This is a genomic window from Ancylomarina sp. (assembly GCF_041555295.1).
Taxonomy (GTDB): domain Bacteria; phylum Bacteroidota; class Bacteroidia; order Bacteroidales; family Marinifilaceae; genus Ancylomarina.
The window spans coordinates 1-2706 of record NZ_JBFFKR010000380.1 but is presented as its reverse complement, the minus strand read 5'-3'; the positions used below and the strand labels follow the sequence as shown (position 1 = coordinate 2706).

Here is a 2706-nt window from a genome sequence, read left to right as displayed (position 1 = left end):
TGATGAGTTAGATTTTCTGGCATTAACAGCGGGAGCTGAAACAGTAAAACGTTTTACTCAAAAATTGCAGCGTTCACATCCCAAGACTTTTGTTGGGACGGGTAAACTTGAAGAAATTGCTCAATACCTTAGAGATAATCCAGAAATTGGATTGGTTATTTTTGATGATGAGTTAAAGCCATCACAACTTCGAAATATCGAGCGTGCTTTGGAACGCAAAATTTTAGATAGAACCAACCTAATTCTTGATATTTTTGCTAGCCGTGCACAGACTGCTAATGCGAAGACGCAGGTAGAGTTGGCACAATATCAGTATTTATTACCACGACTAACTCGCCTTTGGACTCACCTTGAGCGTCAAAAAGGCGGGATTGGAATGCGTGGACCTGGTGAAACACAGATTGAAACTGACCGTCGTATAATTCTTGATAAGATTGCGAAGTTGAAAGAGGATTTAAAGAAAATTGACAAACAAAAAACGGTTCAGCGTAAAAATCGAGATAAAATCATTCGTGTCGCCTTGGTTGGATATACCAATGTAGGGAAATCAACACTGATGAATGTTATAAGTAAGTCTGATGTGTTTGCTGAAAATAAGCTTTTTGCCACTCTAGATACCACGGTTAGAAAAGTTGTGATTCAGAATATTCCCTTTTTATTAGCAGATACGGTTGGTTTTATAAGAAAGCTACCTCACAATTTGGTTGAATCTTTCAAATCGACATTGGATGAGGTTCGTGAAGCAGATATTATTTTGCATGTTGTTGATATTTCACATCCTAACTTCGAAGATCATATTAATGTGGTAAACGAAACAATGGCTGAAATCGATAAGGTAGAAAAGCCACGCTTCTTAATTTTCAATAAAATTGATGCTTTTAAATATGTAAAAAAGGATGAAGATGATTTGACCGCTAAGCTGCGTGAAAATTATAGCCTTGATGAGTTGAAAAAGATGTGGGTTGCTAAAGGCGATACACCATGCTTATTTATCTCTGCAAAAGAGAAAGATAATATTGACGAATTTAAGGAACAGATATACAATGCTGTACGTGAAATTCATTCAGCACGTTTCCCATATAATAATTTCCTATATGAAGACTACTCAAGTTTGAGTGAAGAGGAATAAGACAGAATAAAAAAGCGATGCTCCAAAATTTAATTTTGGAGCATCGCTTTTATGTATCAATTTGGAAATCTATTATTTTACGATTCCACTTTGTGTTAAATATTCAGCAATTTGAATAGCATTTGTTGCGGCTCCTTTACGAAGATTATCAGCAACAATCCACATGTTCAGACTATTAGGATTCGAGAAATCACGACGAATTCGGCCTACAAAAACTTCATCTCTCTCGTGAGCAAATCTTGGCATTGGGTAAATATTTTTCTCAGGATCATCCTGTAGAATAATGCCTTCTGATTGAGCAAGAATCTCTTTCAATTCATCCAAGTCAAAATCTTTCTCAAACTCGATATTTACGGATTCAGAATGACCACCAACCACTGGAACACGAACTGCAGTAGCCGTAATTCTGATTGAATCATCACAAAGAATTTTTCTGGTCTCATTGATCAACTTCATTTCCTCTTTTGTGTATGCATTCTCTTCGAATACATCACAATGAGGCAGACAATTTTTATCAATAGGATGTGGATAAGCCATTTCTCCATCGATACCAGCTCTTTCATTTTCTAATTGCTTTACAGCTTTAACACCCGTTCCACTAATAGATTGATATGTTGAGATAATTAAACGTTTAATCTTGTATTTTTTATGAAGAGGCGCTAATGCAACAACCAGTTGTATAGTCGAACAGTTTGGGTTGGCGATAATTTTATCATCAACACTTAGTTCAGAAGCATTAATCTCAGGTACAATTAATCTTTTTCCCGGATGCATTCTCCACGCAGAAGAATTATCTATAACAAAAATTCCTGCTTTTTCGAATTCGGGAGCCCATTCAAGCGAAGTATCTCCACCAGCTGAGAAAATTGCAATATGAGGTTTTAATTCAATTGCTTCTTTCATCGCAATTACTGTTACCTGTTTTCCTCTAAATTCGATCTTTTTTCCCTTCGATCTTTCACTTGCAACGGGATACAATTCATCTACAGGGAAATTTCTTTCGGTTAGTACCTCCAAAATTTTTTGTCCCACCAAACCTGTGGCGCCTACTACAGCAATTTTCATAATAAAAAACTCTATTAAATTTGATTAATAATTACAAGTTGCTAACTTAGATAGTGTTAGCGTGTGATTAAACTCTTGGGTTTGCCAGATATCATCGAATAATATTGATTGGTTAGTTCAATTTTAGTCCGAAAAGCAATGGCATACATCCTCTCTCTGAAAGTTTCAGAATACCATTTTTAAACATTTATAGTTAATCAAGTCAACGAATATAGAGTTTTTAGATATGAAAACACTTCCTTTTCTCAAAGTTTTATCCCTTTTATTCCTGAGTTTGGGAACATTGCACGCTCAGGATGTTATTTATTCAGAAGATTTTAATGATGATGTAGGGCAAGGTAATGATGGAGGAGTTATTGAGTTATCTGAAGTTGAATGGACATTGAATACTGATGCTTGTACGATTGAAGCTGGAGACTATGTGAAAGTTGTTGATACTGGTAATACTAGGCTTGAAGCTGTAGACTGCGATGGGGAGGCAATATGGTATAGTCCTAGTATTGATATTTCTG

Annotated in this window: 3 protein-coding genes; 2 read left to right on the top strand and 1 reads right to left on the bottom strand. The window is 35.8% G+C overall.

The window, feature by feature from the left end:
* Window positions 1–1129, top strand: a 1129-nt coding sequence (hflX, locus tag ABY905_RS16200) for a GTPase HflX (protein WP_372645750.1), incomplete at its 5' end; no start/stop codon positions are given.
* A 72-nt stretch (window positions 1130–1201) separates the two neighbouring features.
* Here the strand turns inward: hflX and ABY905_RS16195 are convergent.
* On the bottom strand, window positions 1202–2194 hold the full coding sequence (locus ABY905_RS16195) for an aspartate-semialdehyde dehydrogenase (RefSeq protein ID WP_372645748.1): 993 nt from the start codon (window positions 2192–2194) through the stop codon (window positions 1202–1204).
* Between the two features lie 226 nt (window positions 2195–2420).
* On the opposite strand from ABY905_RS16195, the gene ABY905_RS16190 reads away from it, so the two are divergent.
* Window positions 2421–2706 (top strand): hypothetical protein (locus ABY905_RS16190; protein WP_372645746.1); only part of this gene is annotated, 286 nt, incomplete at its 3' end.